Below are 22708 nucleotides of genomic sequence, written 5' to 3' on the forward strand. Positions count from 1 at the left end.
TTATGGCAAAAGAAATAAAATTCAATATCGAAGCTCGTGACCTGATGAAAAAAGGGGTAGATGAGCTGGCAAATGCAGTAAAAGTAACTCTGGGACCGAAAGGCCGGAATGTAGTCATCGAAAAGAAATTCGGAGCTCCCCATATCACCAAAGACGGTGTCAGCGTAGCTAAGGAAATCGAACTAGCCGATCCGTATGCAAATATCGGAGCACAAATGGTGAAAGAAGTCGCTTCCAAGACCGGAGATGATGCCGGAGACGGTACGACTACCGCTACTATCCTGGCCCAAAGTATCATCAATGTAGGGTTGAAAAACGTTACTGCCGGAGCTAATCCGATGGAATTGAAAAGAGGTATTGAAAAGGCAGTTGCTGCTGTCGTAAAACATCTTGAAGGACAAAAAGAAGAAGTAGGTAACAACTTTGAAAAAATCCGTCAGGTAGGTCGTATCTCTGCCAATGGCGACGAAACGATCGGTAACCTGATCGCCGAAGCAATGGAAAAAGTCGGCATCGAAGGAGTAATTACTGTTGAAGAAGCCAAAGGAACCGAGACAGAGGTAAAAACGGTCGGTGGTATGCAATTCGACCGTGGATATATTTCTCCTTATTTCGTAACCGACAGTGAGAAGATGATCTGCGAATTCGAAAATCCTTATATCCTGCTTTATGACAAGAAGATTTCTTCTATGAAGGAATTACTTCCGGTTCTGGAACCCGTAGCACAATCAGGTCGTGCCTTGCTGATCATCGCCGAAGATGTCGAAAGCGAAGCATTGGCTACTTTGGTGGTCAACCGTTTGAGAGGTTCTTTGAAGATTGCAGCAGTAAAAGCTCCGGGATTCGGTGACCGCCGGAAAGAAATGCTGGAAGATATCGCCATCCTGACCGGAGGTGTCGTCGCTTCGGAAGACAAAGGAATGAAGCTGGAAAACCTGACTATCGATATGTTGGGTCGTGCAGACAAAATAAGCATCGACAAAGAAAATACGACGATTGTCAAAGGGGCCGGTAAAAAAGAATTTATTCAGGAGAGAATCGAGCAGATCAAGAAATTGATTGAAAATTCGACTTCCGACTATGATAAAGAAAAACTGAAAGAACGTCTGGCAAAATTGTCAGGTGGTGTTGCCGTCCTGTATGTCGGAGCAGCTTCTGAAGTTGAAATGAAAGAAAAGAAAGACCGGATCGACGATGCCCTGCATGCCACCCGTGCAGCCAGCGAAGAAGGTATCGTACCGGGAGGTGGTGTCGCTTACATCCGCGCACAAGCAGCCCTGGAAGGTCTGAAAGGAGAAACCGAAGACGAAACTACCGGTATCGAAATCATCAAACGGGCTATCGAAGAACCGTTACGTCAGATTGCTTATAATGCCGGTGTCGAAGGAGCTGTCGTTGTCAACAAAGTACGTGAAGGCAAAGGCGATTTCGGATACAACGCCCGGAAAGATATCTATGAAGATTTGAAGAAAGCCGGTGTGATCGATCCGAAGAAAGTAACCCGGGTAGCCTTGGAAAATGCAGCTTCTATCGCCGGAATGTTCCTGACTACCGAATGTGTATTGGTGGAAGAGAAAAAAGATGAACCTGCCGCTCCTGCCATGGGTGGCGGAATGCCGGGAATGATGTAATAAAAAATGGTTCAATACAAGGAAGCTGTCTGCGTTTGCAGACAGCTTTTTTTGATTAATTACCCGTATATTTTTTGATTAGTATCATAATACCCACTACTATTCGTAGGTAATCTTTTCAATTCTACTCCTTGCCAGATAATTTTAAGAATAATTTCTCCATTAGCCGTAAAATTTATCTTATTCCCTGATTTATAAGCACTACCACTTAAATGATTATAACCAATAAAAGTATCCCCAAACCCCGTATTGTAAAAAGCACTATTAGTTACAGCAGGTACAGTGATATCCAAAAAAACATCTACCCGTCCATCAGAATTCAAACCAGAGATTTTGACAATCCTTTGCCCACCACTTTCATTAGTTGACTTTAAACGAGGTAACATGTCAAATTGTTCAGAAACTAGTGTTCTAATATTTTCAGATTGCATATTCTGAATATATTTCAACACTTTTTCTAGCTCTTCAAACGAAGTTATAGCTTTCAAATTTTTGACTACTGACTTGTCTTTCACATTTTTCCACATTCTCCCATCCATATTTGGAAAACAACTTATCGTACTCCATTATTTCTGAAGTGTCATCCGATATGTTTTTTGAACAAGAAATGGAAAATAGTGATATCACCATTAATACTAAATACAATTTTTTCATCATTTTTAAATTAATACTTATCTATTTGACAATGATATGAAAACATTTTATTATACCCAATAGTGAATCCTCGGAAAATATTCGGAATATTTGTCCTCCCTTTTCGGGAAAAGTTTAGGGAACACACCGGCAAAAACGGTCTTATTCCTGCGTATTGTTTAATTCTTTCCTAAAAATCTTAAAAATATAAGTTCGTAATATTTTCGTAATCTGAATGAGTTTCCTATTTTTACAGTCGCAAAATTCGGAATCTTAAAAAATGCAAAAATGGATTATGGAATCTTTGATGTACTGAAGCTCATCGGATCGCTTGGTGTATTCCTTTATGGAATGAAACTAATGAGTGAATCTCTTCAGAAACTGGCTGGCAACAAAATGAGGCAGATATTGACAGCCATGACTTCCAATCGTGTTACGGGTGTACTTACCGGCTTATTTATTACAGCCCTGATACAAAGTTCTTCGGCAACGACAGTCATGGTCGTGAGTTTTGTCAACGCCGGATTGTTGGACCTGGTCGGCTCTATCGGTGTTATTTTGGGAGCCAATGTCGGCACAACCATCACCAGCTGGTTGGTTGCGGTGTTAGGACTGGGAAAATTCAGCATGAGCGATCTGGCTCTTCCGATTATCGGTTGTTCACTGCCCCTATTGTTTTCACAAAAACGTTCCCGCAAAACCTGGGGTGAAATGTTCGTCGGTTTCGGTTTGTTGTTTTTAGCCCTGCGTTTTCTGCAGGAATCGATGCCGACCGATTTGCACACTCTTCCCGGAGTAGGAGAATTCATACAAAAAATCAGCTTTCTGGGATTCCGTTCCTGGATGATCTTCCTGCTTATCGGTGCCGGTTTGACTACGATATTTCAATCCTCCTCGGCTACAGTTGCTTTAACTTTGGTGATGTGTTCGAAAGGCTGGATCGGTTATGAAGATGCTGCAGCGATGATTATGGGTGAAAATATCGGAACGACTATTACCGCCAATCTGGCAGCAGCAGTGGCCAACGTACAAGCCAAACGGGCAGCCCTAGCCCATTTTATCATCAATGTATTCGGAGTGATCTGGTTATTCCTGATATTTACCCCTTTTTTGAACTTCATCGGAGACTTGTGTGTCACCCTGCATCTCTCGACTTATAATCCCAAATTTTCGGACCCGAAACTGTTGAACGAAGCTTTCTCACCGGAAGCCCGGGCCGGAGTGACCGCTTCTATAAATGCCGCCATGCCGCTTGTATTATCTCTTTTCAACACCTTGGCAAAGGGGATCAACGTGGCTATTCTGATTTGGTTTACCGAATATCTGGCCCGGATTGTCAGCCGGATTATTCCTCCCAAGAAAGGGGAAGAAACTTTTACTTTGAAACATATCAAAATCGGTTTGTTATCTACGCCGGACGCCTCGCTTTTCCAAGCCAAACAAGAGATCTCCCTCTACGGGCAAAGTACGCTGGAAATGTTTCACAAAACAATCCAGGCTTTCGATATGCCCTCCGGAGAATATGAAAAAGAATTCGATTATCTCCAGAAAATGGAAGACGAAAGTGACCAGGTGGAAGTTGAAATTGCCGATTACCTGACCAAAGTTTCCGAATCCAGACTAACCTCCGAAAACTCCCAACGGGTACGTGCGATGTTTAAAATCGTATCGGAAGTGGAAAGTGTAGCCGATTCTATTTTAAATGTCGCCAAAGCGATTTATCGTCGTAACGAACAGAAAATCACCTTCCCGGAAGAATTGTCCAATAAACTCAAACATATGTTTGCCTTAGTGGATGAATCTATCGTCGTTATGTGTGCCAATCTGGCTACCGAATATACCCAGGTAAACGCCAAGAAAGCCTATGAACTCGAACAAGCCATCAACGATTACCGGACCATTTTGAAACAGGAACACCTGATGGCGATCGAAGAAAAACGATACGAATATTCTATGGGTATTCTGTATAACGACCTTTTCTCCGAATGTGAGAAAATCGGAGACTATACGATAAATGTCACACAGGCAATGAAAGAAATCGGACACGAAGAATAAAATTTCATTACCTTTGTCACTCAAATAATATTTTATAAGATTATGGCACAGGAAGATGTATTCAAAAAATTAGTAGCTCATTGTAAGGAATATGGGTTTGTGTTTCCGTCTTCAGATATTTACGACGGACTGGGAGCTGTATATGATTACGGACAGAACGGCGTGGAACTGAAAAACAATATCAAACGGTATTGGTGGGAATCGATGGTCCGGTTACACGAAAATATCGTAGGAATCGACTCTGCCATTTTCATGCATCCGACCATCTGGAAAGCTTCCGGCCACGTAGATGCATTCAACGATCCCTTGATCGATAACAAAGATTCTAAGAAAAGATACCGGGCAGACGTTCTGATCGAAGATCAGATTGCTAAATACGACGAAAAAATCGAGAAAGACGTTGAAAAAGCCCGGAAAAGGTTCGGGGAAAAGTTCGACGAAGCCTTATTCCGGGAGACCAATCCTCAGATTCAGGAACACATCCGCAAAAGAGAAGCTCTCCACGAGCGGATGTCCAATGCCTTAAATGCCAATGACCTGAATGAAGTACGTCAGATTATTCTCGACGAGAAAATCGTCTGTCCGATCTCCGGCACCTGCAACTGGACCGAAGTACGCCAGTTCAACCTGATGTTCGCAACTGAAATGGGGTCTACCGCAGAAGGAGCCAGCAAAATTTACCTGCGTCCCGAAACAGCTCAGGGAATCTTCGTCAACTTCCTGAATGTACAGAAAACCGGACGCATGAAAGTGCCTTTCGGTATCGCCCAGATCGGTAAAGCTTTCCGTAATGAAATCGTCGCCCGCCAGTTTATTTTCCGGATGCGCGAATTCGAACAGATGGAAATGCAATTTTTTGTACGCCCCGGTTCGGAACTGGAGTGGTTCAAAAAATGGAAAACGACCCGTATGCGTTGGCATCAGCTCCTGGGATTCGGGGAAGAAAACTATCGTTTTCATGATCACGAGAAGCTGGCCCATTATGCGAATGCCGCTACCGATATCGAATTCAAATTCCCCTTCGGTTTCAAAGAAGTGGAAGGAATTCATTCCCGTACGGATTTCGACTTATCACAACATCAGCAATATTCCGGTAAAAAGATTCAATATTTCGATACCGAACTGAACGAATCTTATGTGCCTTATGTGATCGAAACCTCTATCGGTGTAGACCGAATGTTCCTGCAGATTATGTCGGCTGCTTATTGCGAAGAAGACCTGAGCAAAGACGGCAAACAGGATTCCCGTGTCGTACTGCGCCTGCCGGCAGCTCTGGCCCCGGTAAAGATGGCTATTATGCCACTGGTGAAGAAAGACGGGCTGCCTGAAAAAGCGCAGGAAATCATGAACCTGCTGAAATACGATTTCAACTGTCAATACGACGAGAAAGACTCTATCGGTAAACGCTACCGCCGTCAGGACGCTATCGGTACTCCTTTCTGTATTACTGTCGACCACCAGACTCTGGAAGACCATGCCGTCACTATCCGTGACCGCGACACCATGCAGCAGGAACGGGTAGCCATCGATCAGCTCTTCGGTATACTCAAAGAAAAATGCGATATGCAAACTTTGCTGAGAAAAATGACCGAATAGTCAGCTCATCGAGGGATCGGTTTCTTTGGTTAATGATCAGAATCACCGTCCTCCGGGTATACTTCGCGTAAGTGCTGTGAATTCTGACGATCCGGAAGAACCCTGTCGGAATAATTATAATACATAGAATAAACCCCGAAAGCCAGATAAAACTTTCGGGGCTTATTCTATAATAATTACACCGCCATGTAATAAGCAAATTTTAAATCGTCATTTTTCGGTAAAGTTAAATCACCACATTATAATCGAGATCATTTGTTTAAACTATTGATAATGTCGGTTTGCTTGTCATTATACAAAAAATGGGTTAAGGTATATGTCAGTTTTTCAGGGTTCATGCCGGAAGTGTTGGCTTCGAAAATAGGCTCCGGCTTCGTCGGAACTTCTACAAATTCCTCCCCATTGCGAACTCTGAGAATCTCGGCTATCTCCATCAGGCAGCAGCCGTTGAAGACACCCGTCTCAAGGTATTTGGAGAAGGCTTCGACAAGTGAAGCAAATTAAAAATTTTAGTGAAGATTTTCTTTTGAATTTAAACGTTCTACAGTATTAGTTGTTGTTGTTGTATACTCTAAAATATTTGAACCGATAGGGTCATAAATAAATCCGCCATGTTCATTAGATACAACACATAATGATTTAAAGTGCTTATTTTTATAACTCCATTCTAATTCCAAATATTCATAATCCAAATGAATTAAATTATTAAGCTGTTGTCTTAGTGAGGTGAGCAGACTTTTTTCTCCTATAGACTCTGCAATTTCTAATCGCTTACGAATAGAAATGATTTCAAATTTAGGCAACACTCTTTCCCGAATGACGCAGGAATCTCCCCTTGATACAGTATCTCTCATCACTATGGGAGGTAAATGCAAAATAGCAGGAGCATTGTAGGATAATAAGGAATCTATTATATCGGATTTAACAGTTTGAGATCCAATTATTCCTTTATAGGTATACCCTAATAGTTTCAAAAACGACACATCACCCCTATTTTCTTCATTGAAGCTATTTTTTAAAGCTTCGAGCCGGTCTTGCCAAGTTGTAGGTGTATTTTGTGAAAAACATACATTTGTATATAAAACACCTGATATCAAAATAACAAAATAGAATAAATTGAATGATTTTTTTTCCATACTTTTCTAATAATTTTTATTAGTTCAAATATATAACAATCCCAAATCAAAAATAAACGACTAATTATCTTATTTTTCCGAACATTGAGCCCAATTTTCAGTAGCCTAACTATGGTGTAACTGAATATTTTTTATTATAGGAAATTTTTCAATAAATGAAATTACTGCTTATGAGAATTACCAGAAAATCTGTTTCCCGTCAGAATAGGTAAAAATGCGTTCTTCTCTTCCACGGCTTACATCCCTAAGCCAATAGAGCGCATTCGAAGGAGCCAGATACTCCAGAACGACATCCCTGGCTATTCGGGGTCCGCCAATCAGTTGCCATCCCTCCGGTCCCCACCAATACAACTCGTAAGTGTCGCCCAATTGGATCATATTTCCATCGGTACGGGGAATAAAAATCAGTTTACCGATGTTCACTTCCTTTCCGAAATCCATCCCCACCCAGGCACCACTTCCAGTCGGCGCATCGAAAAAAGTCAATGGGTCTCCGTCGAATACCTTTTCTTTCACATGGTTAGGATCATTAAAACAACTTCCTTCCGTCCCTATAATTTCACCCACAATAGGGCGCATAGAATCTCTCTGATAAAATACCAATTCGGCAATATTACAAAGTCCGTTTTCGGCAGACAAATACCTCCAATAGCGCCAGGCAGTATCGGTAGTAACCTTCAGGGAATAAGCACTTTTCCACTCAGGTACCCGATAGATAGTAACCGAATCGCTGAAGTCCGCCCGATTGGCAGCCTGAATTTTTCCTCCTACAATCCGTCTTCCCATAGCATAAGCATTGTCAGAAGGAGGATATTTCCGGTAGAGTTTCAACTGTTGCCGATTCAACGTATCCCCTTTCAGGACAATTACCTTCCCGTCCGTATCCAATAAAAAAGGACTGGCCAAGGGTTTCAGCCCATCGGAAGTATAGTAAACAGGCAGATAAACAATATCACGGGCTACATTTTTAAAGAGGGCTTTTCCCCGGTGTATTCCGGCCCAATCGACCGGTACCCAATCTTCATTATCGAAAATAGTCAGATAAGCATAGTTTTCAGAGCATTTCACCGAAGAGGGAACTTCGATTTCCACATCGGAAGTGCGCATATATTCGGCTGTCACATCTTTCATAAAACAATTCTGGAAAAAATCGGGCACATCGCCACACTCCCGGTTCAATCTTTCCAGGTCACGGTTGATTGCATAAGTCTGCCTGTAAACTTTCCCTAACTTTTCTTCCACTTTATGAGGCATCCCCGGATCACTCTCCGTAGCCAGAAAAACTACATTTTTTCCCCTGTTATCCAACATCACATTCCAATAATGCCTACCGGACCTGACAGGCCATTGAGGGATAAAATCCATCATGACAGGAATCCCTTTCGAACGCATAATACTCAATCCCATCAAAGCATACTCCCGGCAAGACCCTCCCCTGGATTTCGGCAACAAGGAAGGAAACAACAGAGGAATTTTAGAAAAAGGTTCGAGGGTCTGAAAACGAATCTGAGTCCCGATCTCCCGGTTTACCCAAGTTGCAGCCCAAAATGCAGAGTGACTGAGCCGGGGATGCCGGAGGTCTATCTGTTCTTCATAACCGGTAGCAAATTTTTTCCGCCAATCTTCCAAAGGTTGGTATTGTCCGACCGTATAAGGCAATATGTATTCACAGAAATCATCAAAACCGACATGTGAAGCCCAGGGTTTTTCCCTCCAGACCCGAAAAGCACTATCGATATTGGCAATCAGAAAACCGGACTTTATCACCTTTATATCTTCCTGTACACGCAATCCGGATTTATAATACTCATGGATCTTATCGAGACTATCCTGCCAATTTCTCAAAGTATCGTTACTGAACACCGCATTCAAAGCCGCATAATAAGGCCCGATCGAATCGCCACCGATAGATAAATGCCCGGGCATATTTTCGATTAAAAAGCGGGCAGCCTCCCACTTCAGGCTATCTTTATCCTCTTCGGAATAATGACGCAATACCCGTTCCAGTTCTATCCGATTTTCCCCGGCCCTTTCAAGAGCCGATTCCAAAACCGAAGGCCGGCAAGCCGAACACCCGACAATAATAAAAAAAGAAAAGATTCTAAATAGCATTTTACATCCGAAATCAAAATTTATCGATATCCCCCTCTCAGCGACAGCCCATATTTGAATTACAAATATAATATTAAATTATTCTTCCAGAATTCCGATCATAATTTAACTAAAAAGGATGTCTGGAAATATTAATCTTTTCAACCTTCACTACTACCCCGGTATAGATTACAATCAAAGAGAGATTGAACAATATATTTCCTGTCCAGGATATATCCTTTTGCCATGCTCCCAAAAAATAGAATAATATACCGCCTGAAAGATAAAATAGGATACGTTTGAGCGGATAAGGAACCGGATAATATATTCTGCTCAAAATATAACTGACGATCACCATAATCCATTCGCTTCCCAGATGTGCCCAGGCCGTTCCGGCATATCCCAGACGTGGAAGTAATAATAAATTAAAAACAATCGTGCAAATCAATCCACTGCCGGTGACCAAAATGGCCAGACGGGTCTTACCGGTCCGCTTATACCAGAATGAAAGATTAAAGACTATACCATTTCCGATATTAGCAAACAAAACAACAGGGATAATAAATAATCCATCCCGAAAATCCGAACCGAGGATCAAACCAAAGAAATCGGAGAAAAGGGAAATCACTAAAAACAACAACATAGAAACGATCAAAAAATATTTTAACGTCTCCGCATTTGCTTTCAAGAAATCTTCCTTTTTAAAATCAGCCAGAAAAAACGGTTCTGCAGCCAAACGGAACATTTGCACAAACAACAACAAAATGCCTCCGAGTTTAAGGACAGCTCCATAAATACCTAAAGTACTCATTGCCGACTCTTGCGGCAGCAAATATTTAATAAATTGGCGGTCGATAAATTCATTGGCGGTACCCGTAACCCCGCTGATCAGCAAAGGCAACGAATAGATAAATAAAGGCTGAAGCAATTTCCGTTTTATCCGAGGCCGGATCCCCCGGACGGCAGGAATCAGCATAAAAGCCGCTGTCACGCTAGCGATTAAATTCGATATCAAATAATATCCGGCACCATATTCTGCCGGGAAAATATTTTGCAGGTCTCTAATCCCAGGTATCACAGAATAAAAAACGATACAAAAAAAACAGATTGACCAGTATCGTAACGACCCGGATTTTCACATAGGCCGATGCTTTATTTTCCTCTCTTAACTTAGCGAATGGTAAGGCCGTCACAGCATCGACGGTTATAATACTTCCCATCAATAATAGATACGACGGAGTTCCGGCATAATCCATCACCACCGACAAAGGCTGGAAGAACAATAAGGTGAAACCGAAAAATAGAAGGCTCACTAATATAACGATACCCCAGGTGGTTTGAAATATCAATCTTTTCTCTTCAGAAGTTCCCGCTTTACCGGCAAAATGAAAATACCCTGTTTCCATCCCCATCGTAAGCAGTAACAGGATAAAAGGAATGAGGGCATAGAGATCGGTCACCACCCCATACTCACCCGTAGTCATAATACGAGTGAGATAGGGGGTCAATAAGTAATTAAGAAAACGGGCAATAATACTACTGATCCCATATATAGCCGTCTGTGCAGCCAATTTCTTTAACATACCGGTATTCTATGTGGGATGAACAATCTACGACCAGTTAACACCGGTCATAAAGTATGGCCCGAAAAACTTCTTTCACTTAATGGAGATGAAACAAAATCCAGGTTCTTCAAAGTTACACGAATTTCATCCCCCATATTCAGGTTCGAATGATAAAAATCCAACAATACGTTACCGGCGGTAATAGAACCCGCATCAACAGATACTTGACCTTGATTTATGGTTACAACAAAAGTGACTGCTCCCCCATCTATAAATGGCATACATATCGTATTGTTTTCTGTACAGACTTCCATTCCATATATTCCCTTATCACTCATAAACTCCTTTTTCTGGTTAGAGAAATCAGGCATAACAAACTCATGTACCGACTCAGTACCCTCAGAAACAATCCTCTTTATGCAAACTGAATCACCTATATTCAAAGAAGTTCTATCATCCGAAATATCTGAGACAATACATGCTAATTCATTCCCGTATTTATTATTACAAACAGAAATTACACCAGTATGATCGAACGGGATATAAAACAATGATTCATTAATACTTAATGCGGTCATATTTGCCATATATTACATAACTATATTATAAAACTCCTTTTTTCTTCAACTGAGCTTCTAAAAGATAAAAATCTTTCAAATATTCATCAAGCATTTGTTGCTTCTGTTTTTCGGATAATTTTAGTGGATTAGGATCTAATTTTTTTACACAAGTCGGAGACGAACAAACCTGCTCGTCTGCATTTATAATTTCGATCTCAATACTTTCTCCAATATGCATATCCGATTTTATCCAAAAAGTATCCAGGGCATCATCTCCAAAGCCTTTGATACCGGCAACCGATAGTTCATAGCCGTTCGAACTATTGTAAAAAATAGTGACTGATGAACGGAAGTCAGGGGTAACAACAATTTCTTCTGACCTGAATTTTATTCTGAATCCTCTCATTTCAACACACCTTCTTTTGTTAAAAATTTTTTAAGTTGATTATAGTATCCTAACATATCTTCATCTGTCATATTACTCATATATATGGTATCATACTCCATACCCTCAATAGCAGTAATTTTCACTTTGTCTCCTACAGCCAACTCTATTTTACCCCAATCCAACTTAACGCTGTTTTCTTTGTCTTCACCGAGAACAACCATATTGTCAGCTTCTACAAACACACAAACCTGCCCTTTCGGTGTGACGCAATTCATTATTTTTCCTCGAATATCTATTTGCAAACCTTTCATAACATATGTTTTTTGGCGCTTTTCACTTCAACACAACTACAACTTGTTAAAATACCTAATATTTTAAGAGGTTTTTCACCTTTATTGATGATTCCAGGAGTATAAAAATACGTTATCCACTTTTCTCACACCAGGCTGAATCATCGGAAAATGTTCGGAATTATTTCCACATTCAACAGAAACAAAAGTTGTGATTCTTTCACTTAATCTTTATTTTTAACCCGATGAAAAAATTATTTTTATATAATCCCGGCATGATCATCCTGTCGATAATCCTGTTTCTCCTGACAGAAAGCAGCTGGCTGATCTATTGGTTCCGGATTGAAGAAAAAAATTTTCGGAACGACATCAACCAGGCGATACATGCTGCTATTCAAGAAGAAGCATACAGGATAAATGAGGAGGACGACAGTTTCGTCGACTTCAGAATAGAAAACAGAATTATCATGGAGTATACTCTTCGGGGACACCATTTCAGAATAGATACCCTGCGGAAAGAAATGACCGACTTATTCAACAAACAACGTTATGATTACAATAAAAAGTTGTGGAAACTGGACAGTATAGCCCACTATTTCCGGCATTTTTGTCCGGTAACGGAATTACCCGTAATTTTCACGCGACAAGACCCGAACGGAAAGCTTATAGATCACTATCCCTCCCATCTATTGCCTCAAAGAGCTCCTGCTTTCGGCCCGCAGCAATTGGGTAATATCGAGAAAGACCAGCTGATGGCCTGGTATGATTTTCCGCTTATTTATTTTTGGAAGTATCAGAAATACGGAATTTTACTTTCATTACTTCCACTCTTCCTGGCCATTTATTATGGATTCCTGATCATAAAGAAAGAACATCGGGAACGTAAGAACTTACGCTATATCGAGAAACAAGTTATTTTTATCCATGACCTGAAAACTCCGCTATGTACCAATCGCGATATAGAAGGCAGGATCCTGAAAAATCTGGCCACCTGGCCTCCCGAAAAAATATATGAAAAACTACAAATCAGCCACCACCAATCGGAGCGTTTATTAAAAGAAATGCAACAAATCACCATACAGTCGGCAGGACGCTGGGGAGGAGAAATAGAAAACCGGACTTTCGATTTGAAAAAAGCACTCGAAGAACTGATCGACAACTACCGGTGTGGCCACGAAAAAGCCACTATCAATCTTGATTTTCAATTGAAAGATCCGGAAATCTTTGCCGATTCTTTTCATTTGATCCACCTGGTAGACAATCTGATCAGCAATGCGCTGAAATATGCCGGAGAAAAAGCCGAAATTCAGATTAGCTGTAAACAGGAAAAAACAAATAAATTACTGATTTCGGTCAAAGACAACGGACCGGGTGTTTCCACTCATTCCCGGAAACGTATTTTCAGGACCGGTTTTCGTTCCAATCACCGTCACCAGAATAGCCACGGTATAGGACTTGCTTATGTGCGTAAAATTGTGCGGCAGTACAATGGACACATACAGATAAAAAGCAAAGAAAACGAGGGATCGGAATTCTGTCTGTCGCTGTGTCTGGATAAACCGAAATCATATAAAAAATCAGTTTCTTCTTCACACATATACCGCTATTTTTTCATTGCCTTATTACTGGCTGAAATGGTCTGGATGCTCAATTTATATTCAGCCGAACGGACTAATTTTGTAAACCACAAAAATCCTTTAATCGACGAAACGATTTTTAAAATGAGTAAAAATCTTTTCCAGATACGGGATACCGCCAGGTTTCAAAACAATTGGCAGGAGAATTCAATTACGATCACCCGGGGAGTAAAAGATACGACAGTAGAGATGGGCGGGATCGTCAATCAAAGCTATGTATATGGCCGTTTATCTTATGATCTTCGGGATTCATCCTGGTGTCTCGATTCACTTGTCCACTATTATAAGAAGAGCGACCTGCCATTTCCAATTTTCTTCATCCGGAAGGACGCCAATGGAAAAATCATCGACCGGTATCCTTCCGAAGATCCGAACATCTTCCTGCCGGCTATTTTCCGTATGCCCCTGGGGTATGTCGAGAGACACCGACTGGAGGTACAACTCGCTTATCCCTGGTTACAGCCTTTGACCACCCACAAAATTTGGCTACTATTTGCCTTGCTATCGATCTTATTGTCGGGATGGTTCACCCATTTATTGATGGCGGTCGATCGCCGCCAGAAAGCACTGATCCATCTGCAACGGAATGAAGTACAACATTTCCTTCGGGAATTACAAGTACAACTCTGTCATTTACATGGCACAGAATCGGATCACCCCTCCCCGGCTATCCCTATATCCCCACCGATCCATACCGAACTGTTACACAAAAATATCAAACAATACGAAAATATGATCATTAAAATAAATTACCTGCTGGACAAATTAACCATACTCAAAACACATCCGATGATTTTATACCACGACTATGGATACTAAAAAAATAAAAATACTGTACGCAGAAGATAACCGCATCACCGCACAAGAAACCGGGGAAGCCCTGGAAGACAACGGTTATGAAGTAAAAACAGTCTTCGATGGCGACGAAGCCTGGCTCGCTTACCAGTCTTCCCGTCCGGATGTTGTCGTACTCGACTATCAAATGCCGGGAAAAACAGGAATAGAAGTATTTTTACTGATCCGGCAATTGGATAAAAAAATTCCGGTACTCATCCTTAGCTCTTACACCGAACTATGTGCAGCCTCATTAAAAATAGGTACCAGTGACTTTGTCCGTAAGGACGGAGGTATAGACGAATTGTGTGCCCGGATCGAAGCAGCCCTGAATCGATATCCGGGACCGGAAATAACCGGCCACCCCTCAGAAAAAGTATATCAGCTATCTCCGACCAGCCGTTTCTACCCTGCAAACTCTACCCTTGAAATCGGTGACCAGCGTTACCCGCTCAAAACGATGCTCGCCGAATTATTGACTATTTTTTGTCAAAATCAGAATTCCTTTATACCGGGAACAATCATTTGCAGAAGACTTTGGAACAATGACAACGCGTCCAAAATAAGTCTGTTACGGGATTTATCTCTGAGCTCCGGAAAATTCTGAAAACTGATACTTCGCTGAAAATCCGTTCTTCCTATGGAAAAGGGTATTGTTTCAGTACTCCCGAAAAATAATAGTAAACGGCTAATTATCAAGATATCACAAGGGACACCTAATTTGCTAAATCTTATCGATCTTTATTCCTGAATTTCCCAATAAATCATCCATAGCGAGGGTTGCAGCATTGAAATCCCACTTTATACCTAATACATAACTTCATAAAAAAGCAAAGGTGTTTATATACATATTTACCCTAAATGTACCTTTATAAGTGTAAATATGTATATAACTGCCAAAAATTATTCTCAGCTTATACAGAGTTATAAATTCTTTAACCAATCGCAACCTACTTTATAATATTTCCTTTCTACTTTTTCGCTCCCTAAAGCGTATATACTCCATAACAAAAATGAAAATGTAAAAAACCAAATAGGTAGGATTATGAAAAAAAAAGTTTTAATCGTATTATTTTCTGTGTTTGTGGCAGGGTTTTATGCACAAGCACAAGCACAGAAAGTAAATGTCGTATCGGTATCGAAAGAAAGGGATATCCATAATTTCTATACCATGATGAAAGAAGCCTTTCCACTGGCTTACAATGACCCGGCAGCTCCACGCTTTATTTTCTTCGATGACAACAAAAATTTTATTTTCGGTGTCGGGGGATACGTTCAGTTGTCAGGAGTTTACGACTTTAACGGCGTAGAAGATTACAATTTTTTTACAACTTCGACTATTGCCATGAAAGGACATCAACCCGGTGCCAGTTACGGTATGACAGTCGGACAATCCCGTTTGTTTTTTAAATTAGTAGGCAATACGGATGTAGGACGTTTAGTGTCTTATATCGAAATGGAATTCCAGGGGCCGCAGAACACCCCGAAGCTCCAGCAAGCTTTCGTACAATTCAAAGGTTTTACGCTGGGACAAGCCTGGAGTACTTTCGGCGATATGACAGCCGTACCTACGACTATCGATGAAGAAGGACCGAGTAGTGGTATCGAAATCCGTCAGCCGATGCTTCGGTATACTTACCATATCAACGATCGATGGCAATCTTCTTTAGCCTTGGAATATGCCAAAGCATCGTATACAACCGGGAAAAATGCCGAATCCATCCGGCAGAAAGTTCCGGATATTCCTTTGAACATACGCTATACGATGAAAAACGGGAGCCACGTTCAGGTAGGAGCTATCTTAAGAAATATCGGTTATAAAAATGTAGTGAAAGATAAGGATAAAATCAGAACCGGTTGGGGTGTTATGGGGAGCGGTAAATTAAATATCACCTCATCGACCAGTTTTCTGTTTCAGGCCGAATATGGTAAAGGGATTGCCAATTACATTCAGGATATCTCGGGTATCGGTTATGACCTGATCCCGACAGCAGACGACAATGGAAATCTGAAAGCTCCCGGTATGTGGGGCCTGTTCGGCGCTTTCCAACACAATTGGAATCCTAAGCTTTATTCGACGATCACCTACAGTTATGCCCGGCTTGAAGCCCGCGGCAGCCTGGAAGGGGATACTTACAAATATGCACAATATGCAGGAGCTAATCTGTTATGGAATTTTACGGAATTCGGAACTACCGGCATAGAATATGTTTTCGGACGCCGTAATAATTTCAACCACGACTATGGTAATGCCAGCCGTATCAATGCTATGATTCAATATCGGTTCTGATTATTTACCGAAATAGATCGGCAGGAAGAAAGCCAAAAGGTTTGAGTTTATAAAGTTCATAAAATTAGTATTCCCCCTGCTTAGCACCTTGTTTATAGGACTTTCAGTCCAGGTCGGTCGCATTAACGACCGTAAGGAAATGACCGCAGATTCAGAAACTCTAAACTTTATGAGCTTTATAAACTAATTTAATTCTAGAATTATTCCGGTATTTGTTCGTCTTCGGTGTTCATGTTCGGTGACCCGGTCGCTTCTGTCGGTCATCTAGCTTTTTCTTTCACTGACCGGCGGAACTCCTCACTTCGTTCGTCAGACACCACCGGTCGGGCGCTCAGAAAAAGCAAGACGACACTCGCCAGAGCTCCAATGGTCTCCGAACACGATCACCTTCGACTGATCTTATCACTTCATGGAAAACGAATCAGGATCTGAAAAATAGAAATCACAACGGAATAAGGGTTTTCCATTCCTTATGCCAGAAATCGAATTAAAATCAAAGGTACTGAAGACGCTCCGATAAAGTAACTCAGCAATCCATATCACGATAGAGGTGATCCGGTATTTCATTTTACAAAACTTTCCTTATTCTTCCTTTGCTCTGTAGCGCAAACGGAAGATGCAGGGTTTTGTGCCGGAAGACCCTTGGAGCAGGAACGAGGGTCCGGTTAGGTTTTCCGAGCGCCCGACCGGTGGTGTCTGACGAACGAAGTGAGGAGTTCCGCCGGTCAGTGAAGGAAAGCCTTAACGGACCGTTCCAGGCGACCGGGTCTGACGACACAGAACCCGAAATCGGAATAGAAAGAAAAAATAAAACCTACCTTTTTTCAGAACCCGCTAATCAGGTTTACAGGGCAAACGTCATTGCTGTAGCAACACCGATACTTCCTGACGGTCCTTTTTCAGCTGTTCGCTCAATTCGTCGATTCCGTTGAATTTCCGTTCACCCCGGATACGGGCAATAAGTAAAAGCCGGATTTCTTTACCATAGATGTCGGCATCGAAATCAAAGATATTCACTTCGATCCGCACTACGCCGGAACAACTGACTGTGGGGCGTACGCCAATATTGAGCATACCACGATATTCTTGTCCTTCAACCTTCACTTTTACAGCATACACTCCGGCGGCCGGCAATAGTTTACGGTCATCGTTCAACCGGATATTGGCGGTCGGGAAACCCATACTCCGTCCTATTTTATCACCGGCAACAACTTTTCCACTAACAGAATACGTATACCCCAGAAATTCATTTACCCGATCGATATCTCCGATTTGCAGAGCATTCCGGATTTTTGTGGAACTGATATTGATTTGGTTCTCTTCATATACTTCTTCCTGTTCGAGGTAAAAGTGATAACGGTCAGCTAATTCTTTCAGTTTTTCAAAAGTTCCCTCCCGGTTTTTCCCGAAACGATGGTCATACCCCACGACCAAACCTTTTAAACCGATTTTATCGACCAGGATATGACGTACAAAATCTGCATATTCCAATTCGGCCAGCGAACGGGTGAATTGCAGGACGACCAGATGTTCCACTCCATAAGTGGCGAGAATAGCAGCCTTTTCCTCCAAAGTGGTCAAAATCCCCGGCCTTTTTTCCATCGGATAGAGTACCTCCCGGGGATGGGGCTCGAAACTGATGATAACAGTCTCTCCCTTCAAATTCCGGGCCACTCTTTTCAGTGACTCGATCACCTGCACATGCCCTTTATGCACTCCATCGAAACTACCGATGGTTACTACCGGATTGACTATTTGTAAATTTTCGGTTCCGTAATGTATCTGCATCTCAAAAAGTGAAAAGTGAAAAGTAAAAAGTGCTGTCATACACCTTCAACTCTCCGGTTAGGAGGACAAAAATACGAAATTGTTATTATAGTGATAGCGGTTACACCGGTTTATTTGCAATTCAGCCTAAACCCATGTAACCGCTATCCGCAAAATATTCGGAGGAGTGATTATTCTATCCACACTTCGATGTTCCGCAAGTTTTACAGATCAGACAACCTTCCTGATAAACCACCGGAGAGCCACAATTCTCACATTTTTCGCCGGTAGCCTCTGTTCCATTGGGAATATATTTCTTTAAGGCTCTTTCGACGCCATTCTTCCAGGTATTGATATTTTCATTATCGAATTCCATAGAAGCCACCAGTTCTACAGCCTGATGCACCGGCATACCGTGGCGTAAAACCCCGGAAATCAATTTGGCATAATTCCAGTATTCTTTATCGAACTTATAAGACAATCCTTCTACCGTCGTTTTAAAACCCCGTTTGTTCTGAAACTGGAAGTCATACCGGGAATTTCCTTCAGCATCATAATGCTTGACGATCTTACCCGAAGTAACCGCTTTAGGCAGCATAATTCCTTCCTCATCATCGGCGATACCGGTAAATATCTCATAAGGCCGACCGTTATACAAACCGATAAAAGCAATCCATTTTTCTTTGTTATTCTGGAAACGCACGACATCGGCATCCAGTTCCATCGGACGTTTTGCCGGCATTTCATTAGGACTAGTAGTCTGTTTTTTATCTTTATTAGACACCAATACACCGGCCCGTGAACCGTCGCGATAGACCGTACATCCTTTACAACCGCTCTTCCAGGCTTCGATATAAAGATTACCGACCAATTCTTCGGTTACATCCGAGGGTAAGTTGACCGTAACACTGATAGAATGGTCCACCCATTTCTGCACCTGTCCCTGCATACGTACTTTAGCCACCCAATCGATATCATTGGAAGTTGCTTTATAATACGGCGACTGTGCTACCAATTCATCGATTTCTTCGTCGGTATAGCATTTAGTGGTATCATAACCATTCGCTTTCATCCAATCAGCGAACTTGTGATGGAAAACGATAAATTCCTCATAGCTATCCCCTGACTCATCCACAAAATCGATATGTACGTTCTGATCGTTCGGGTTTACCTTTCTTCTCCGTTTGTATACAGGCAGGAACACAGGTTCGATACCGGAAGTCGTCTGAGTCATCAGGCTTGTCGTTCCGGTTGGTGCGATCGTCAGACAAGCAATATTCCGGCGTCCGTACTTCACCATTTCGGCATACATGTCAGGATCGGCTTCGCGTAAGCGCTTGATGAAGGGATTATTCTCCTCACGGCGAGTATCGTAAATCTTAAAAGACCCTCTGTCTTTTGCCAGATGTACAGATGCCCGATAAGCTTCGACCGCTAAAGTCTTCTGAATATCCACAGCAAAATCGATCGCTTCTTCACTTCCATAACGCAGACCCAAAGCAGCCAGCATATCTCCCTCGGCCGTAATACCCACTCCGGTCCGCCGGCCTTCTTTCGCTTTCTGTTTGATTTTCTCCCATAAGCGAATTTCTACGCCTTTCACTTCTTCACTCTCAGGATCTTCGTGTACCTTATCCAGAATAGCATCGATCTTCTCTAATTCGAGATCGATAATATCATCCATTATCCGCTGAGCGATAGCTACATGTTTCTTGAACAAAGGGAAATCGAAAAAGGCTCCTTTAGTAAACGGATTCTGTACATAGGAATACAGATTTATAGCCAGCAGCCGGCAAGAATCATAAGGACATAAAGGAATTTCACCGCAAGGATTGGTAGAAACCGTACGGTATCCTTTATCTGCATAACAATCGGGTACACTTTCGCGGATGATCGTATCCCAAAAAAGGATACCGGGTTCAGCCGATTTCCAGGCATTGTGTACAATTTTATTCCACAATTGGCGTGCATTGATCTGTTTCCGGTTTTTCGGTTCATCGGAATAAACCGGATATTTTTGTTCATATTCTTCGTCGTTGATCACCGCCCGCATAAATTCGTCATCGATCTTCACGGATACATTCGCACCTGTTACTTTCCCTTCGGTCATCTTTGCATCGATAAAGCTTTCCGAATCAGGATGATTGATCGACACACTCAGCATCAAAGCCCCACGCCGACCGTCCTGAGCAACTTCCCGGGTAGAGTTAGAATATCGCTCCATAAACGGAACGATACCGGTAGAAGTCAATGCAGAATTTTTTACAGGCGAACCCTTCGGACGGATATGAGACAAATCATGTCCCACTCCACCCCGGCGTTTCATCAGTTGCACCTGTTCCTGATCGATTTTCATAACTCCACCGTATGAATCCGAAGGACCTTCATTTCCAATCACGAAACAATTAGAGAGAGAAGCGATCTGAAACTCATTTCCGATACCGGTCATAGGACCTCCCTGCGGCACAATATATTTAAAATCCCGTAATACCTCAAAAATTGTATCCTCACTCAGCGGATTCGGATAACGGTTTTCTATTCTGCTAATTTCTTTGGCTAACCGACGATGCATATCATCGGGATTCTTTTCAAAAATATTCCCATAAGAATCTTTCAATGCATACTTATTCACCCAAACCCGAGCAGCCAATTCATCGCCGTTGAAATAATTCAATGAACTCTGAAACGCTTCTTCTTGCGTATAAGTATCCTTCCCCTTTGTTTCGTATTCATTCATAGCATATTGATTTAATAGATTTTTTCTGCATTAGGATATTGCAAATATATAGAAAAATAGATCAAAGATGATAACTTTTTTCCATGATTTTTTCGACAAGTTTTCCAAAACAAACAGACAACCATTTATTTATCAACAAAATAAAAAGTTACCAACAGGTTAAAAGTTTTCCAAAATATAGTTTTGGTGAATAACAAAAATGAAACAAACAAGTATTTTAACAGAAATAGTTTTCAACAAGAGGACACCCGGAACAAGCATCGGAAAACAGAGTTGTCAATTCAATTCTACAAGTTCCCGGGGAATCTGCACCAGCAACCGGCTATGCTCGAAGTCGATCTTGCAGATATAATTTTCGGAAAAGGGTAAAAGAATCTCCTTATTCATAATGGAAACCGTCAGCACAACATTACCGGAATAATCGGCAACATCCGCTACTTCTCCCGTTTCTTCAGAAACCTGATCTTTCACTTCAAAACCGATTAATTCGAAAATATCATAACCCGATTCTTCCGGTTCCTGTCCCTCCAGCAATTCTTTTTCGAAGAGGACTTCACATCCGACAAGCCGTCCTGCCTGGGCTAAGGTATCGACATAGTCGAATTTTACAATATAAGAAGTATGATTACGGACCGTCAAGCCTTCATCAGCTATAAAAAAAGGAACCGGCGCTCCGTCCAAAAGGAGGAACACCGGTTCGTCTGCATATTTTTCGAGCAGATCGCTATCGGTAGTAATAACCACTTCCCCTTGCAGGTTATGTGTTTTTGCAACTTCTCCGACTTTAAAGCAATCTTCCCGTGTAATCATTACCAGAAAATTATTCAGCAGCAGGAGCTTCGGCAGCAGCTTCCTCAGCTGGAGCAGCAGCAGCTTCTTCTTCAGCTTTCTTAGCAGCTTCGGCAGCAGCTAATTCAGCTTTTTTCTTAGCAATTATTTCTTCTTTCGCAGCACGAACTTTAGCTTCGGCTTCCAAAGCAGCTTTAGCAGCTGCATCACCGGCCTGAGCCAATTTCTGAATTTTAGCCTGTATTTTAGCTTCTTTTTCTTTCATCCAGGCTTCAAATTTAGCTTCAGCAGCAGCTTCATCAAAAGCACCTTTTTTAACGCCTTCCAACAGATGTTTTTTCAACAATACACCTTTATAGGACAGGATTCTTGAAGCAGTATCGGTAGGCTGTGCACCAGTCATCAACCAATACAAAGCTCTGTCGAACTTGAGATCGATAGTAGCCGGGTTAGTGTTCGGATTATAAGTTCCGATTTTCTCAATGTAACGACCATCGCGTGGTGCTCTACTATCTGCTATCACTACATGATAGAATGGACGACCTTTACGTCCGTGTCTCGCTAATCTGATTTTTGTAGACATTGTTTCTAATTAAAAAATTAATACTCTCCCCATACTCGATAGGGATTGCAAAGATATATGAAAAAGCCGGAAGTAAAAAATGAATATCAAAAATATTTCACCCGGAGTATATCTAAAACCGAATAT

18 protein-coding genes are annotated in these 22708 nt (G+C 41.7%); 6 read left to right on the plus strand and 12 right to left on the minus strand.

Annotated features, from left to right (window positions below; translation table 11 throughout):
- Nucleotides 1-2 precede the first annotated feature (2 nt).
- The gene (gene groL / locus ODOSP_RS11960) at nt 3-1631 is read left to right on the plus strand and encodes a chaperonin GroEL (protein WP_013612562.1); all 1629 of its coding nucleotides are present in this window, start codon (nt 3-5) and stop codon (nt 1629-1631) included.
- 59 nt (nt 1632-1690) lie between these two features.
- Here groL and ODOSP_RS11965 read toward each other — a convergent pair whose 3' ends face one another.
- On the minus strand, nt 1691-2170 hold the full coding sequence (locus ODOSP_RS11965; RefSeq protein ID WP_013612563.1) for a hypothetical protein: 480 nt from the start codon (nt 2168-2170) through the stop codon (nt 1691-1693).
- Nucleotides 2171-2552: 382 nt separating this feature from the next.
- Between ODOSP_RS11965 and ODOSP_RS11970 the strand changes: the two genes are divergently transcribed.
- Both ODOSP_RS11970 and ODOSP_RS11975 read left to right on the plus strand, forming a co-directional pair.
- Nucleotides 2553-4319, plus strand: a complete 1767-nt coding sequence (locus tag ODOSP_RS11970) for a Na/Pi cotransporter family protein (RefSeq protein WP_013612564.1) — start codon at nt 2553-2555, stop codon at nt 4317-4319.
- A 42-nt stretch (nt 4320-4361) separates the two neighbouring features.
- Nucleotides 4362-5915: a glycine--tRNA ligase gene (locus tag ODOSP_RS11975; RefSeq protein ID WP_013612565.1), complete on the plus strand. Its 1554-nt coding sequence runs from the start codon at nt 4362-4364 to the stop codon at nt 5913-5915.
- A gap of 509 nt (nt 5916-6424) precedes the next feature.
- Here ODOSP_RS11975 and ODOSP_RS11985 read toward each other — a convergent pair.
- From ODOSP_RS11985 to ODOSP_RS12010, 7 genes are all read right to left on the minus strand, one after another.
- A complete protein-coding gene (locus ODOSP_RS11985; protein ID WP_013612566.1) occupies nt 6425-7051 on the minus strand; it encodes a hypothetical protein in 627 nt (208 codons plus the stop codon).
- Between the two features lie 177 nt (nt 7052-7228).
- On the minus strand, nt 7229-9163 hold the full coding sequence (locus ODOSP_RS11990; protein ID WP_013612567.1) for a discoidin domain-containing protein: 1935 nt from the start codon (nt 9161-9163) through the stop codon (nt 7229-7231).
- A gap of 109 nt (nt 9164-9272) precedes the next feature.
- A complete protein-coding gene (locus tag ODOSP_RS11995; RefSeq protein WP_049782906.1) occupies nt 9273-10220 on the minus strand; it encodes a polysaccharide biosynthesis C-terminal domain-containing protein in 948 nt (315 codons plus the stop codon).
- Nucleotides 10204-10725: a lipopolysaccharide biosynthesis protein gene (locus tag ODOSP_RS19740; protein WP_049782907.1), complete on the minus strand. Its 522-nt coding sequence runs from the start codon at nt 10723-10725 to the stop codon at nt 10204-10206. The genes ODOSP_RS11995 and ODOSP_RS19740 overlap by 17 nt, the downstream gene beginning before the upstream one ends.
- A 47-nt stretch (nt 10726-10772) precedes the next feature.
- Nucleotides 10773-11294: a hypothetical protein gene (locus ODOSP_RS12000; protein ID WP_041556765.1), complete on the minus strand. Its 522-nt coding sequence runs from the start codon at nt 11292-11294 to the stop codon at nt 10773-10775.
- A gap of 16 nt (nt 11295-11310) precedes the next feature.
- Nucleotides 11311-11673 (minus strand): hypothetical protein, encoded by a 363-nt coding sequence (locus tag ODOSP_RS12005; protein WP_013612568.1) that lies wholly within the window; start codon nt 11671-11673, stop codon nt 11311-11313.
- Nucleotides 11670-11966, minus strand: a complete 297-nt coding sequence (locus tag ODOSP_RS12010; protein ID WP_013612569.1) for a hypothetical protein — start codon at nt 11964-11966, stop codon at nt 11670-11672. Before ODOSP_RS12010 ends, ODOSP_RS12005 begins: the two co-directional genes overlap by 4 nt.
- A 224-nt stretch (nt 11967-12190) precedes the next feature.
- Between ODOSP_RS12010 and ODOSP_RS12015 the strand changes: the two genes are divergently transcribed.
- The 3 genes from ODOSP_RS12015 (at nt 12191) to ODOSP_RS12025 (ending at nt 16706) form a co-directional block, all read left to right on the plus strand.
- Nucleotides 12191-14401: a sensor histidine kinase gene (locus tag ODOSP_RS12015; protein ID WP_013612570.1), complete on the plus strand. Its 2211-nt coding sequence runs from the start codon at nt 12191-12193 to the stop codon at nt 14399-14401.
- Nucleotides 14391-15023 (plus strand): response regulator transcription factor, encoded by a 633-nt coding sequence (locus ODOSP_RS12020; RefSeq protein WP_013612571.1) that lies wholly within the window; start codon nt 14391-14393, stop codon nt 15021-15023. The genes ODOSP_RS12015 and ODOSP_RS12020 overlap by 11 nt, the downstream gene beginning before the upstream one ends.
- A 438-nt stretch (nt 15024-15461) precedes the next feature.
- The gene (locus ODOSP_RS12025) at nt 15462-16706 is read left to right on the plus strand and encodes a DcaP family trimeric outer membrane transporter (RefSeq protein ID WP_013612572.1); all 1245 of its coding nucleotides are present in this window, start codon (nt 15462-15464) and stop codon (nt 16704-16706) included.
- An 858-nt stretch (nt 16707-17564) separates the two neighbouring features.
- Here ODOSP_RS12025 and ODOSP_RS12030 read toward each other — a convergent pair.
- The 4 genes from ODOSP_RS12030 to ODOSP_RS12045 all read right to left on the minus strand — a co-directional run bounded on the left by ODOSP_RS12030 (nt 17565) and on the right by ODOSP_RS12045 (nt 22582).
- Nucleotides 17565-18533 (minus strand): bifunctional riboflavin kinase/FAD synthetase, encoded by a 969-nt coding sequence (locus tag ODOSP_RS12030; RefSeq protein WP_229098358.1) that lies wholly within the window; start codon nt 18531-18533, stop codon nt 17565-17567.
- Nucleotides 18534-18669: 136 nt separating this feature from the next.
- Nucleotides 18670-21210: an adenosylcobalamin-dependent ribonucleoside-diphosphate reductase gene (locus tag ODOSP_RS12035; protein WP_013612574.1), complete on the minus strand. Its 2541-nt coding sequence runs from the start codon at nt 21208-21210 to the stop codon at nt 18670-18672.
- A 276-nt stretch (nt 21211-21486) separates the two neighbouring features.
- A complete protein-coding gene (rimM, locus tag ODOSP_RS12040) occupies nt 21487-22020 on the minus strand; it encodes a ribosome maturation factor RimM (RefSeq protein WP_013612575.1) in 534 nt (177 codons plus the stop codon).
- A gap of 10 nt (nt 22021-22030) precedes the next feature.
- On the minus strand, nt 22031-22582 hold the full coding sequence (locus tag ODOSP_RS12045) for a 30S ribosomal protein S16 (protein WP_013612576.1): 552 nt from the start codon (nt 22580-22582) through the stop codon (nt 22031-22033).
- Nucleotides 22583-22708 lie beyond the last annotated feature (126 nt).

The sequence above is a fragment of the Odoribacter splanchnicus DSM 20712 genome (assembly GCF_000190535.1).
Lineage (GTDB): Bacteria > Bacteroidota > Bacteroidia > Bacteroidales > Marinifilaceae > Odoribacter > Odoribacter splanchnicus.